The sequence below is a fragment of the Psychrobacter sp. Pi2-52 genome (assembly GCF_904846705.1).
In the GTDB taxonomy this organism is placed as follows: Bacteria; Pseudomonadota; Gammaproteobacteria; order Pseudomonadales; family Moraxellaceae; genus Psychrobacter.
Window position 1 is genome coordinate 37,977 of record NZ_CAJHBS010000006.1, and the last position, 13,485, is coordinate 51,461.

Sequence of the window (13,485 nt, forward strand, 5' to 3'; positions counted from 1 at the left end):
TTAACCAAACAACCAGTAGAGTAGGGTAAATACTGGCACTCCAATCAGCAAACTGTCTATCCGATCTAATACCCCACCATGACCAGCGAGCATCGTTCCGGTGTCTTTCACCCCGTGCTGGCGCTTAAAGGCTGATTCTAATAAGTCTCCAAATATACCGCTTACCGCCAAGCCATAGGCAGCTAATAGACAGACCCACCAAGTAAAAGGAGTGAGCCAAAGACCTAATACTGATGCCAACATTGCCGCAACTAAACTGCCAAAGACAGCACCTTCAATGCTTTTATTGGGGCTAATAATCGGCGCTAGACCTCGTTTAAACAGCTTACGTCCAAGCAGTCTTCCGCATAGATATTGGGCAATATCATTAAACTGACTGGCAAATAATACGAAGAGTAAAACACCATATTGTTCGCGTTGCCAGGTCAGTTGCTGCAAGATAATAAGGCTAATAATGAGTGAGAGGAAAGTAACACTCAGTAGCAGGTCTAAGAAGTTGAGCCGCGTATAGTGTTGAGTCAGATTGAGAGAGGTTTTCGCTAGCAGGGGAGTACTTGGCTGTAAACCTTGCCCTTGGAGTTTATAAATGAGCACGGCTTTACTGCGTAAACACCATAGGCGTTTAATCTCGTAGCTGCCGCGTAGACCAATTAATATAAAAAATAAAATGAGCAGCCATTGATAGGGATATGCTTGCGAATAAGAACCTGGCGTATCGTGCGTTATTTTTGCAATCACATAGCAAGTGCAGAGCGCGGCTAACATCAACCACCACGAGCGGGCTATCAAGTAGATTTTTGGCAAACGTTTGCGCAGACGAGGTACGGCAAGTACACTCCAAGCCAAACTGACGATTATCATTAGGGCAATCACAAACACAATATCAGAAGCCATACCGTGGACACTCAAAGAAGAGGTAATATTTTAAGCCTATCCATAATGATAGCTTAAATGCCTCTTTAACTATAGTGTTAGATATCCTCTTGATGGGTTTAGTTATTATCTGTCGTAGGCTTAAATATGGTCAGTAACAGGTATCGGATAACGCTCGTCTTCTATAACGTGCGAAAAGGAGTTAAGCGTAGCGTCTCTCCGTGGCAAAATGATACTGGTCAAAGGCGTTTCAGCTAAGTTAGGATAATCCTCACGGTAATGCCCACCGCGACTCTCAAAACGCTGATAAGCCGATTGAACAATCATCGCTGCTAACGCTAATTGCCTCGCCAATTGAAAAATGGCAAGCTCACTGTCAGTAGTAGGGGCTTTACTACTCATATCAGGTAGCATGATCTCAGTATGTTCGATTGACTCTTGCCACTGCTCAATTTGTCGCAATGCTTGCTCTAACTGTTTGGCACTACGTGTGATGCCCATATTGGCGGTCAAAAGAGCTTTCAATGCTATAGTTATCTCTGCAATAGCTACTTCAGAATGAAATGCTTTATCAGCCTTATAAATTGGGAGTGATAACTGCTTGGAAGATGGCAAGATGACAAATTGCGTGTTTTCTAGTGTCGGATATTGCCAAATATCGGCAGCTAACTGATGCAGTCCATAAGAGGCTGTCGTATGTGGCTGCGGTATTTTTTCTAAAGCTTCAGCCGTTTTCTCTAAAGCCTCTAAGTTCTTTAAGCGATCCAATTTTGTTAAGTAACATGGCAAATTAGCTGCGATGTTGCGACCAACCACCACACACTCCAACAATGAATTGCTTGCTAAGCGGTTGGCTCCATGCAGCCCTGTATAAGCAACTTCACCTGCTGCATACAGCCCTGCAATATCGGTCAATCCATTGGCATCAGTCACCACGCCGCCACAACTATAATGGGCAGTCGGAGCGACCGGAATAGGGTCTGTGGTCATATCTATGCCGAGTGCTAGCAGCGTCTGATAAATCTGCGGGAAATGCGCTTGTATGAATGCAGCTGGCAAGTGACTGACATCAAGGTGTACATAGCCAAGTCCGTTACTACTAATCTGATTGGCTATTGCTCGAGCGACGATATCGCGTGGCGCCAATTCAGCGCGCTCATCAATATCTAACATAAAGCGCGCGCCAGTCTGCGGACAATACAGTCGTCCACCTTCACCGCGTAATGCTTCAGATATCAAAAAGCTGCTGTCATCTAATGCCAGACCCGTTGGGTGAAATTGAATAAATTCTAAATTTGCCAAGCGGCAGCCTGCTTGCCATGCCATCATGACGCCATCACCAACACAGACATTAGGCGCGCTGGCACGCTTAAATAACTGACCTAAGCCACCACTAGCGAGTACGACAGCTGAACTATGAATGGTGAGTTGGCGCTTATTTACATGATCAAAGACCAACGCCCCTCGGCAATGTCTAATCTCGCTATCGTTTATGCTAAAAGAGGAGCTGCTAATCAGAAGTGAAGTCAGTAACTCTAATGCTTCATGATAAGGCAAGATAGTGATATTGGCCGCAGTCTGTGCTTTGATGTTTAATGCGTCCATCACGTGTTGACCCGTTGCATCATCCGCATGAGCCACACGTCTACAGCCATGACCGCCTTCTTTAGTCAAGTGTAAGTCACTGGTTTTTAAGACTGAAAAATCAGGTGTATTATCATTTTCTTTAGTTAAATTAGATTGAGTAAATGGCACACCTTGCTCGCATAGCCACTGCACCGCTTGCTGTCCTGCACCCAAGATACGAGCAGTATTGTCCGTCGCACACAATCCTGCACCAGCGATTAAGGTATCAGCGACATGATCAGTCACAGAGTCCGCCGTGTCTAAGCTAGCTGCGATACCACCTTGAGCGTAGTGACTTGAGCACACCTCAAGTGCGGCTTTGCTTAAAACAGTGATATTCAGTGATTTCGGCAGAGATAGCGCGGTGCTCAAGCCTGCCAGACCAGCCCCAATAATAAGAACATCAGTTTTTATCATATTACTCATATCACTGCTGCTCCTGTTATTTTCATAGCGAGTGGTGCTGGGACGATCAACTGAATGCGACTGATTCATGCTAGGCTGCCCCAACGTTAGCGAACAGCGCACGGTCTTTTACAATGTCGCCACTGGCGGCTACGCGTTGCTTTTGCGCTTCAGCAAAATCGAGCATCCGTTGTAATGGTTTCTTAGCTGCTACTGCCAGCTCAGGTGTCATTAGCACTTCACCGCTTTGATTGGTTAAGCACTGTTCAATCCCTTTTAGACCGTTCATGGCCATCCAAGGACAAAACGCGCAGCTCTTACAGCTTGCACTCTCACCAGCAGTTGGTGCGGCCAAGAATTGCTTGTTTGGTGAGCGTTTTTGCATCTCGTGCAATATGCCCAAATCAGTAGCGACGATAAAGGTATCAGCATCCATCTCATACGTTGATTGCAAAAGTTTGCTAGTCGAGCCGACCACATCAGCTAGTTCAACTACGCTATCAGGTGACTCAGGATGTACCAAGACTTTGGCCTCTGGGTGTTCCTCTTTTAATTGCAAAAGTTCAGTGGCTTTGAATTCGTTATGCACGAGGCAAGACCCTTGCCAAAGCAGCATATCTGCACCAGTCTCACGCGCGATATATTTACCCAAATGACGGTCAGGCCCCCAAATGATAGGCTCGCCTTGAGCATGTAAGTGACGGACGATATCGATACCAACGGATGAGGTCACTACCCAGTCTGCGCGTGCTTTCACGGCTGCGCTCGTATTGGCATACACCACAACGGTACGCTCAGGATGAGCATCACAAAATGCGGAAAACTCATCAGCAGGGCAGCCCAAATCAAGTGAACACTCGGCTTCCAAATCTGGCATCAGTACGGTTTTTTCCATACTCAATATTTTTGCCGATTCACCCATGAAGCGCACACCAGCGACAACCAATGTTTGGGCATCATGGGCTTGACCAAAGCGTGCCATCTCAAGCGAATCGCCGACACAGCCACCCGTTGCCAATGCCAAATCCTGTATAAAAGGATCGACATAGTAGTGTGCTACCAGTACGGCATTATTCTCTTTCAGTAGCTTCTTGATATTTTCTTCGACCACGATGCGTTCAGCGCGAGGCAAGTCTGCTGGCATTTTAGCCTTGGCATATTCAATGTTCATCTGAGTGGCGATGCGATTGTCCGTACTCATGATAGGTGCGTCGTAAGGATATTTTTTCATAATGGCAGCCTTTGTTGGTGCAATAACGATAAATGTGTGTGCTAAAAAATGGGTAATTAGACATAACAAATTTATAGGTTATCTTAATTATGCTCATTTTGAGCATAATTACAAGTGGTTTTTTATACTCAATAAGTCAAAAGATTAGGTTTTAGTGCTCAAAGCGATGTGCAATTAAGCCGTACTGAGCTTAAAAATAGTGCTAATTTATGCATCTTATGACTATTTATCGCCATTGATTTTTCATACTTACAACCACAGACTATGATAGTTTTAGATTCGAGCTATACTAAGCCATACCAAGGCTATTAACCCCAATAGCCTTTCACATTTCAGAGAAAAAGGATAATTCCCAAAGCCATGACGTTGTCTTATTCACATGCGCACCAGCAAGGTAGCGGCACGACAGAAGTGGTCGCCGTATTGGTCGCTATCACCGATCATATCGCGCGCGTTCTAACCGTTGACAAAGGTAAGCTGTTGCCAAATGGGCCACTTATGCCGCTACATCGCTCGCTACAAGCGGGCGTACGTCAGTGGGTAGAGGAGCAAACGCAGCAACCGCTTGGATATTTGGAGCAGTTATATACCTTTGTCGACACCAATAGACGCAACATCGACGGCCATGCGTTGGTGTATGTGAGTTATTTGGGTTTGGTGCAAGAGACGCAAACGCAGGCACTCCAAAGCAAAGCGCTATGGCGAGATTGGTATGATTATTTCCCGTGGGAAAATCATCTGGACGGTATGCCTAGTATTATTATGGACTTTATCGTGCCTGCGCTACTCGAATGGGCTAATACTGCCAACGACCCGATTGTTCAACAGCGCAGGCGTCAGCGCATTGGCTTATGTTGGGGGCTGGACGAAGCGTTTTTGGCAAGTGGTAAACTCACTGACAGTCAATCAGTCCACGAACACGATAATGAAAGTAGAGAATGGATTGCAGAGCATGTATTACTACGTTATGAGATGCTTTATGAAGCAGGTCTGATACCTGAAGCCCCTAATTATCCGCCTAACTATCAGGCTGTTGCTTTGCCAGAGGACTGGTCACAACGCATAGGTGTACCGATGTATTACGACCACCGCCGCGTGATTGCTACTGCTATCTCAAGACTGCGCGCGAAGATTGAATATAGACCGCTTATTTTTGGTCTGATGCCAGACGTCTTTACCTTATCGCAGTTGCAGCAGAGTGTTGAGGCGTTATCAGGCGTGCGTTTGCACAAGCAAAACTTTCGTCGATTGCTTGATTCACAAAACTTGGTAATGGAGACAGGAGAGAGTAGTACTGCTCAGCGCGGTCGTCCTGCCAAGTTATATCGCTTCCGCCATGATATTGAATTACAGAGTTTATTGATGGACAGCAAACTTCCTAAGCGCAAATAGTCGTTTCAATCCAGTCCGTTGTATCTCTAAATCGGTTTGTAAAACGAAAAATTTGTCACCTTTCCTTGCAGGGGCGCTAACTTTACGCTATATTTATGCTCATTTTGAGTTTAAATAACGAGCAGTTTCTATCAATATCATGCCTAGATAAGGGTCAAAGATGACAATTGAAAAAGAGCCAGCATTGGATGACGTATTGCTTAAACCATTGGTTGAGAATGCACTAACTGAAGATTTGGGTAGGCGTGGTGATGTAACGTCGCAAGCTACTATCCCAGCTGATATGCAAGCGCAGCTACAGATCAAGGCGCGGCAAGCAGGCGTGATATGTGGTATCGATTTGGCACGTTTGTCTTTTGCCTTAGTCGATGCACAAATCGAGTTTATTGCACAAGTACAGGATGGAGAAACAGTAGAGGCTGGCGCAGTGTTAGCAACCGTAAAAGGTAACGCGCGTCATTTATTGACTGCAGAACGCACGGCACTGAACTTTATGACCCATCTCAGTGGTATTGCGACAGCGACACGTCAAATTGTCGATAGTGTGGCGCAATATCCTGCGCAAATTACTTGTACGCGTAAGACCATTCCAGGCTTACGTATTGTACAAAAGTACGCCGTACGCTGCGGCGGCGGACGCAATCATCGCTTGGGGTTGGATGATGCGCTTTTAATTAAAGACAATCATATCGCTATTGCTGGTGATATAAAAACAGCCATTCAGCAAGCACAGAAATTTGCTGGGCATCTGATTCCTATTGAGGTCGAAGTTGATACGCTAGAGCAATTAGCACAGGCACTGGATGCAGGTGTGAGTTTAGTACTATTAGACAACATGTCGCCTGAAACGTTATCGCAAGCGGTTGCTATGTGTCAGGGGCGCGCAAAGACTGAAGCCTCAGGTGGTATTACGCCTGAAACGGTACAAGCGGCAGCAAGTACAGGGGTTGATTTTATCGCGATGGGTTATTTGACGCATAGTACGACAGCCTTAGATATTGGGCTAGATTTTAGTGCATAAGTGCAGACGTAATACAGGCTAATAGCGCTACATGCGCTCGATTTTATGACAAGGGCTATCACCGAGTTAATAGATCGGTAATTTATACTGATAGCTTGTACTAATAATCTGTTAAATGCTTGTTTTTACACTGAAGCTTTACTAAGGTGATATGTAGGCGTGACGGCGCAAAGTTAATGATTTTATTAGCTTATCTGCCTATGTTAGAATATAAGCTACAATGCTATTTTTAGTTGCCTATTGGGTCATCGTTGCACTTGCACGATGACCTTATCTTTTTGCACAAGCGGTATCAATAGACAAGCGAGCGCTCAGTGAATACTGAAATTATCAAGATAATCCTAGCCTTTATGGTATTGATCAATCCATTTAGCGCATTGACGTTATTTTTAGATTTGACTCGCGGCTATTCGATGAACAATCGACGTAAGGTCGCGCGCGTTGCTTGTCTGACCATTTTTATTACCATCAGCTTTTTTACGATTGCAGGTGAGACGCTACTAAAAACCCTTGGTATTTCTATCGGCTCGTTCCAATTGGCAGGCGGTATATTGGTGTTTTTAATTGCCCTAAATATGATGAATGGAGAGGGTAACCCTGTTAAACCTGATCAAGAGAACTTCGATGTTGATCATGTAAAAGATGCACCAGTCTCAATGGCAGCTGCTGTGGTTCCCCTAGCGATTCCGATGATGATTGGGCCTGGTGGGATCTCAACGGTTATCATTTATTCTTCACAAGTATCAGGTATTTTGCAGGTATCTGCCATTTTGATTGCTGGCTTATTTATCAGTCTGTTTTGCTATTTGGCGTTGATGGCGGCAGGTCGAATCAGTCGCTTACTAGGCGATACTGGCTTGAACATCATGAGCCGTATCATGGGTATGCTATTGGCCGCCGTTTCTATCGAGATTATCGTTAATGGACTGCGTACGCTCTTTCCTAGCTTGATGTAAATAATTAATTAATACTACCGCTAACCATATATATTTATACAGTGGTTAGCGGATATCGACGTCATTCAGTTTATTCAACACTCAGCTTATCTATCATTTCTCAGTTATACCTCTATCAGCTTTGATACAAATGCCACGCCAGATACAGCATCAGTAACCCTACTAAAGCATCCAGTATGTTCCATGCCTTAGGTTTCTCAAATAGAGGCCTGAGTAATCGCGCCCCATACCCAAGCGCAAAGAAGAAAAAGAACGAGGCGCTAATTGCACCTGCGGCAAACGTCAATTTGCTGCTTGCACCTGTAGAGACCATGCCGACGAGTACCAATGTGTCTAGATAGACGTGCGGGTTTAACCAAGTAAAACCAAAGCATAGTAGTAAGGCTTTTTTTAAGCTAGTCACGACTTGTCCTTCAACAGTCAAAGCGTGTGACACACGTATGCTGGCATACAAACTCTGTAAGCCGTACCCTAATAAAAATATAACACCTGCTATTTTTGCGATATCTATAACATGAGGATAGCGAGCCGTAACTGCACCAAAACCACCAACACCTGCTGAGATTAAAAACGCATCGCTCACCGCACAAAACAAGCAAACAAAAAATATGTGCTCGCGTTTGAGACCTTGTTTAAGTACAAAAGCGTTTTGGGAGCCAATAGCAATGATGAGAGATAACCCAAGTAGGAAACCAGAGATATAATCGGGAGCATTCATAATACGGTGCTTAACGGTTGGCGTGTAGGAATGGTGACATTTTGCTTACTGGCAGGCCAGCAAAAACCTGCTAAGATACGCTATTGAATGAATGTATGCAATATGCGCACAATGTGAGTGTAATAGACGAGGGGCAGAGCAAGTCATGGTAGTCAGTTTGACAAGAATGCTACAGTCATTTGGGCAAGCTCAAGATGACCTACCGACGTTGGCAGCAAAGAATGCTCAGGAGATGAGTATCAATCATGAACGGGATGCTGCTGCCAATAGTGATAGCAATCACGCAGTACAAGAGCGTTCTACACTGACTCCGCCTGAACGTGTAAACCGTATATGTGATGCGTTGGCACAAGTCAGTGATAGCCAATCATCCACGCCTTTGACTGATCGCTATCTGAGTAATCGTGCTCAAATGCGCCCAACCAATAGACCGCCTTTTGACCCAGATACTTTATGGTATCTCAAACATGGACGTTGTCCGATTATGACTGAGCTTGTTGATGTGGTCGATGAGGCCACCCTAAATGCCATGCCTATTGAAGCCGTTGCGATACTAGACCGTATCAACGGTAAGCTAAAGCGTTATCGTGAGTGGAGTAGTGAGCTTAACGAACAGCAACAGCAGCAACATAACGAGCGTCAGTTCGTCATCGATAAATTAGTGTCCGAAAGTATCCCTGAGGCATTGCATCATTATGAGCAGCTACAACGCTTTAGTCCGCATCGCACCAAAAATAATATGGTGCAGGGCAAGATGACGGCCGGTGATATGCTGACAGATTTGTTTTTAGAGATTGACTACGAGCTTGACGAATTATTGGATGAGTTGCATCAGACAGTTTTGAACCGCCTTGCCTCAACCCATCGTTATGTTAAGAGCCGTACGCAAAATTAAATGTTCTTTAATAATGTTTTTTTGAACACTCGCAAAGGTTACGTATTATCAAAAAACAAAATCGACCCAGTGCATAACAATATAGGGCTTTAATAGAGCCTTATTTTTTTGTTTAATGATATCAACCATAAGAAATCAGCCACGACATTCTGATAAGTAATAAGGACAATATAATGACCCAAATGACTGCGATGTTCGTAATGTTTGTTTTGTATGGGCTGTTGCCAACGGCTGGGTTATATCTAGGATACCGTGGCATTAAAAAAGTCACAGCACCCAAAATGCTCGAATATAAGGCGATGCCGCAACTGGGTTATATACCTGAAAAAAGCCTACCCGTCGACGTTAAAACTGCTCTGGAGCAAATTAATACAAAGGGTGAAAAGCTGCGTGTCATGTATGGCGATACCAATAATGATGGTAAGATTGATGACAAAGACACTGTCAACGAAACTTATATTATGATTCAAAACTTAATGGATAGGCATGTGCCACAAGCCGTCGCTGACTATCGCCGCTTACATGATTTAGATGTGACGGATAGTGCGCTTGCTGATACTACCAAAATTAGACATTCTAATGTCACTGGCAAAGAAGCGTTGTTAGATGTGCTTAAGACAATTAACACACAGTTCGATGACCTGCTCAACGCGTCATATCATCAAGACGGTCAAAAGCTACTCGCGACCAATCGCTATCTCCAAAAACGTTTTGACAATCCTACTAGCAACACAGAGTTTCAAAAGCTCGATAGCAATGCCAGTAGTAATGCCAATAATAATGCTAGCAGTGAGGTAAATATCCAAGCGATTGAAAGCCCGACTGGTGAAGATGTGAGCGCTAAAGACATTAAGCTGTAAATACAAAGTTGAATGGTAAAAGGGTAAAGAGCAAGCGTATATGAGTATCTTAATAGGCATCGGTATTGTAACGACCGTCACTACCTTTTATCTAGGTAGAAAAGGCTGGCAAGCTTTTCATAAAGCCGTCGGTATCTCACCTGGTGTACTCACGTATCAGGATTACAATGCGCCCTTGTCATTAGCCACATTAAGCTTGCAGCAGTTAACGTTAAATAAACAGTACTTAAAAACATTGTCAGAGCCGCAACTACGCCAGTTAAAACGTATCGATGAAAAAGTAAGCAGCTATCATGCTTATCAAGCAGCATTACATGCTCAACATAAGACACCAGCGATAACAGAAGCGCAGTTTGTATTAAATAAAATGCTGCAAACACGGTTACCCGAGATGCTGGCTACTCATTACCAATTAACAAATATAAATGCCAAGAATGAAAATAACGACAAGATATTGGAAGCTAGTGAGTTATTGCAGAGTGTTTTAGATAATATTGAACAGCGTTTGGATAGACTACTGGCACAAATGGACGAGGAGCAGCTAAAAGAGCTGCGAGTCATGAAGCATTATATTAATAGTCACGATAGCTGAGCCGCTATATCTATACTGAGCAACTGTGACGCCTGTAAACTGTGACGCCCATAAAGAGACACAAAAAAAGCGGTCAATGACTATTCATCATGGACCGCTTTTTTATGCTTATCCTAAACCTATTTAAGACTTAGAATAATGTTAAACCAATTTAACTAGCGCTTATCATTACGATCACGGGTGTTACGTGTACCGCGGCTGGCAGGGCTAGTGCTACTTTTAGGTTTCGCGCTGCTGTTGCGGTTATCGCTACGAGTGTCAGTGCGACGCGCTTTAAGCGGCTTGTTTCTGATACGTTCTTGTTTTTCTTTGGCTGCGCCATGTAGACCGGTGCCATAACGTGGACGCAAGCTGACCAAATCCGTCAACGTGTTGATTTCTTTTTTATCAAGCTCTAAGAAACGTCCAGTACGTAGCTCTTTTGGTAGAACAATCGTGCCATAACGCGTACGTAGTAGACGACTAACTTTTAGACCTTGTGACTCAAATAAACGACGTACTTCGCGGTTACGGCCTTCTTTTAGCTGGACGTGATACCACTTGTTGACGCCTTCGCCGCCGCCTTCTTTGATGTCTTCAAATTTGGCAAGGCCATCTTCTAGCATGACACCAGCCGTCAATGCACGAGCGATATCAGGCGTTACTTCACCCAATACACGTACGGCATATTCACGAGTAACTTCACCAGATGGATGCATCAAGCGATGCGCCATTTCGCCATCATTAGTAAATAACAATAGGCCAGTTGAGTTAATGTCCAAGCGTCCAACCATTACCCAGCGGTCATGTGTCAGCTTTGGCAAACGTTCAAAGACAGTTGGGCGACCTTCTGGATCTTTAGCCGAGCAAACTTCGCCTTCAGGCTTGTAGTAAGCGATAACACGGCGACGCTTCTCATTTTCAGAAGTGTATTTGATTTGACGGCCATCAACGCGAATCTCATCACCTTGTGAGACGCGATCACCGATGGTCGCAGGACCGTTGTTAACCGTTACGCGGCCAGATTTGATAACTTCTTCCATTTGACGGCGTGAACCAAGTCCCATACGGGCAAGTGCTTTCTGTAATTTTTCGTCTTTCATCATAATATCCTTGAGTCGGTGGGTTTACATTTCTCAATGTAAAAAATTGGATTGACTATTCTACGCTATTTTAACAAATTTAGCACGTAAACCAATAGCTTACTGGTTAATGATGTATTCACCCATAAATACGTAATACTGTTTAATTGACTTATTATGAAAATTTATCAGTGCGCAGGCTTTATCTTACGCTAGGATTTTGTAGCGTACACAGGTACAATATTACTCTTAGTCAAAGATTGACGAAGCAAAGGACAGGCATGCAAAGTATTTGCGCGCGCTGTCTTTATTTTTTTATATCGTACCCTCTATTGGAGTTACTATGTCTACTGCCCAAGAATCCGCTACCGTTTTGGACGGCAAAGCACTTGCCAAACAAATAGAACAGGATCTGCGCACGCGCGTAGATACGATTAAGGAAAAGACTGGCCGCACCCCAAGCTTAGCGACGATATTGGTTGGTGACGATCCAGCCTCTGCCACTTATGTTCGTATGAAAGGCAACGCCTGTAAGCGTGTTGGCATGGACTCTATACGCGTTGAGATGCCGAGTGCCACGACCACTGAGCAGCTCATGGCAAAGATAGATGAGTTAAATAGCAATCCAGATGTACACGGCATTTTGCTACAGCATCCGGTTCCTGAGCATATTGATGAGCGTGCTTGTTTTGAGCAGATTGACTTAGCAAAAGACGTCGATGGTGTGACTTGCCTTGGTTTTGGTCGTATGGCGATGCAGCAGTCAGCTTATGGCTCATGCACACCGCAGGGCATCATGCATTTGTTAGAGCATTATGATATCGAGCTGTCGGGTAAAGAAGCAGTAGTCGTAGGGCGTAGTGCTATCTTAGGTAAGCCAATGGCGATGATGCTATTGAATGCTAACTGTACGGTGACGATCTGCCATTCAAGAACTCAAGATTTGGCAGCGCATATCAAGCGTGCAGATATCGTGGTTGGTGCAGTAGGCGTACCTGAATTGATTAAAGCAGAGTGGATCAAAGCAGGAGCGGTTGTCGTTGATGCAGGTTTCCATCCAACAGATGATGGCGGTGTTGGTGATATCGAAATGAAAGGCATGGAAAACATTGCCAGCGCTTATACGCCAGTACCAGGCGGCGTTGGACCGATGACTATCAACACGCTTATTCGCCAAACGGTCGATGCTGCTGAAAAATCAGCGGGTTTGAATAACGGCTAAAAAAATAGTCATACGAATACTGATTGCCGATATATAAGGGGCCTGAGGTAACATAGACTCAGGCTAAATCAACCACATTTCAGTTGATAGGACCTAAACATGGCTAAAAAAAACGTAGGTGTTCATGAGCGACTACAAAGTATTGGTAGAGAGTTTGTCGATGTCTGTCATTACGTTATTTTATTTCTAATCAGTGTGGTGGTAGTCTGGACCGCAGGTAAAGAGTTTATTTATATTGTCCAAAAGGGTTCAGCGGATCTAAAAGACATATTGATGTTGTTTATTTACCTTGAGCTACTGGCTATGATAGGGATTTATTTTAAAACCCACCGACTGCCAGTACAGTTTTTGATATTTATTGCCATAACGGCCTTGTCACGACATTTGGTGGTTGATGTACAGGCAGTTTCAGACTATTTCCATTTATGGCTGCTTGCGACAATTTCTGTGGCCATCATGCTACTGAGTGGCTCTATTGTAATCCTGACTTGGACAGCAAAAACGTTTGGTCGTCCAGAGGATAATCTTGATAAGCAGCATGCAAATCTAACAGTTAAGGCGCTATTGCCTGATAATGCTCAAGCGCCCGATAGCCATACTAAGCATCGCCGTGAATAATTAGATAGCAATACA

At 44.3% G+C, this 13,485-nt stretch carries 13 protein-coding genes; 8 read left to right on the forward strand and 5 right to left on the reverse strand.

Annotated features, from left to right (window positions below; translation table 11 throughout):
* The 3 genes from JMY00_RS05110 to nadA all read right to left on the reverse strand — a co-directional run bounded on the left by JMY00_RS05110 (position 1) and on the right by nadA (position 4,135).
* Positions 1-894, reverse strand: a complete 894-nt coding sequence (locus JMY00_RS05110) for a phosphatidate cytidylyltransferase (RefSeq protein ID WP_201579355.1) — start codon at positions 892-894, stop codon at positions 1-3.
* 120 nt (positions 895-1,014) lie between these two features.
* Positions 1,015-2,925 (reverse strand): L-aspartate oxidase, encoded by a 1,911-nt coding sequence (gene nadB, locus JMY00_RS05115; RefSeq protein WP_201579356.1) that lies wholly within the window; start codon positions 2,923-2,925, stop codon positions 1,015-1,017.
* A gap of 70 nt (positions 2,926-2,995) precedes the next feature.
* The gene (gene nadA, locus JMY00_RS05120; protein WP_201579357.1) at positions 2,996-4,135 is read right to left on the reverse strand and encodes a quinolinate synthase NadA; all 1,140 of its coding nucleotides are present in this window, start codon (positions 4,133-4,135) and stop codon (positions 2,996-2,998) included.
* Positions 4,136-4,495: 360 nt separating this feature from the next.
* Here nadA and JMY00_RS05125 point away from each other — a divergent pair, with 360 nt between their 5' ends.
* The 3 genes from JMY00_RS05125 (at position 4,496) to JMY00_RS05135 (ending at position 7,504) form a co-directional block, all read left to right on the forward strand.
* Complete coding sequence (locus tag JMY00_RS05125; protein ID WP_201579358.1) at positions 4,496-5,527, forward strand: hypothetical protein; 1,032 nt, start codon at positions 4,496-4,498, stop codon at positions 5,525-5,527.
* A 160-nt stretch (positions 5,528-5,687) separates the two neighbouring features.
* Positions 5,688-6,548 carry a carboxylating nicotinate-nucleotide diphosphorylase gene (gene nadC / locus JMY00_RS05130; protein ID WP_201579359.1) on the forward strand — a complete coding sequence of 287 codons (861 nt, stop codon included), beginning with the start codon at positions 5,688-5,690 and terminating at the stop codon, positions 6,546-6,548.
* A 314-nt stretch (positions 6,549-6,862) separates the two neighbouring features.
* Complete coding sequence (locus JMY00_RS05135) at positions 6,863-7,504, forward strand: MarC family protein (protein ID WP_082624565.1); 642 nt, start codon at positions 6,863-6,865, stop codon at positions 7,502-7,504.
* Between the two features lie 115 nt (positions 7,505-7,619).
* Here the strand turns inward: JMY00_RS05135 and JMY00_RS05140 are convergent, their stop codons facing one another.
* Positions 7,620-8,222: a LysE/ArgO family amino acid transporter gene (locus JMY00_RS05140; RefSeq protein WP_201579360.1), complete on the reverse strand. Its 603-nt coding sequence runs from the start codon at positions 8,220-8,222 to the stop codon at positions 7,620-7,622.
* 166 nt (positions 8,223-8,388) lie between these two features.
* Between JMY00_RS05140 and JMY00_RS05145 the strand changes: the two genes are divergently transcribed.
* The 3 genes from JMY00_RS05145 (at position 8,389) to JMY00_RS05155 (ending at position 10,569) form a co-directional block, all read left to right on the forward strand.
* The gene (locus tag JMY00_RS05145; protein WP_201579421.1) at positions 8,389-9,117 is read left to right on the forward strand and encodes a hypothetical protein; all 729 of its coding nucleotides are present in this window, start codon (positions 8,389-8,391) and stop codon (positions 9,115-9,117) included.
* A gap of 173 nt (positions 9,118-9,290) precedes the next feature.
* The gene (locus JMY00_RS05150) at positions 9,291-9,977 is read left to right on the forward strand and encodes a hypothetical protein (RefSeq protein WP_201579361.1); all 687 of its coding nucleotides are present in this window, start codon (positions 9,291-9,293) and stop codon (positions 9,975-9,977) included.
* A gap of 40 nt (positions 9,978-10,017) precedes the next feature.
* A complete protein-coding gene (locus JMY00_RS05155; RefSeq protein WP_201579362.1) occupies positions 10,018-10,569 on the forward strand; it encodes a hypothetical protein in 552 nt (183 codons plus the stop codon).
* Between the two features lie 155 nt (positions 10,570-10,724).
* On the opposite strand, the gene rluB is transcribed toward JMY00_RS05155, so the two are convergent.
* Positions 10,725-11,651, reverse strand: coding sequence for a 23S rRNA pseudouridine(2605) synthase RluB (gene rluB, locus JMY00_RS05160; protein WP_201579363.1), 927 nt, complete (start codon positions 11,649-11,651; stop codon positions 10,725-10,727).
* Between the two features lie 322 nt (positions 11,652-11,973).
* On the opposite strand from rluB, the gene folD reads away from it, so the two are divergent.
* Positions 11,974-12,852 carry a bifunctional methylenetetrahydrofolate dehydrogenase/methenyltetrahydrofolate cyclohydrolase FolD gene (gene folD / locus JMY00_RS05165; RefSeq protein WP_201579364.1) on the forward strand — a complete coding sequence of 293 codons (879 nt, stop codon included), beginning with the start codon at positions 11,974-11,976 and terminating at the stop codon, positions 12,850-12,852.
* A 99-nt stretch (positions 12,853-12,951) separates the two neighbouring features.
* On the forward strand, positions 12,952-13,470 hold the full coding sequence (locus tag JMY00_RS05170) for a phosphate-starvation-inducible PsiE family protein (RefSeq protein ID WP_057759021.1): 519 nt from the start codon (positions 12,952-12,954) through the stop codon (positions 13,468-13,470).
* Positions 13,471-13,485: the final 15 nt, after the last annotated feature.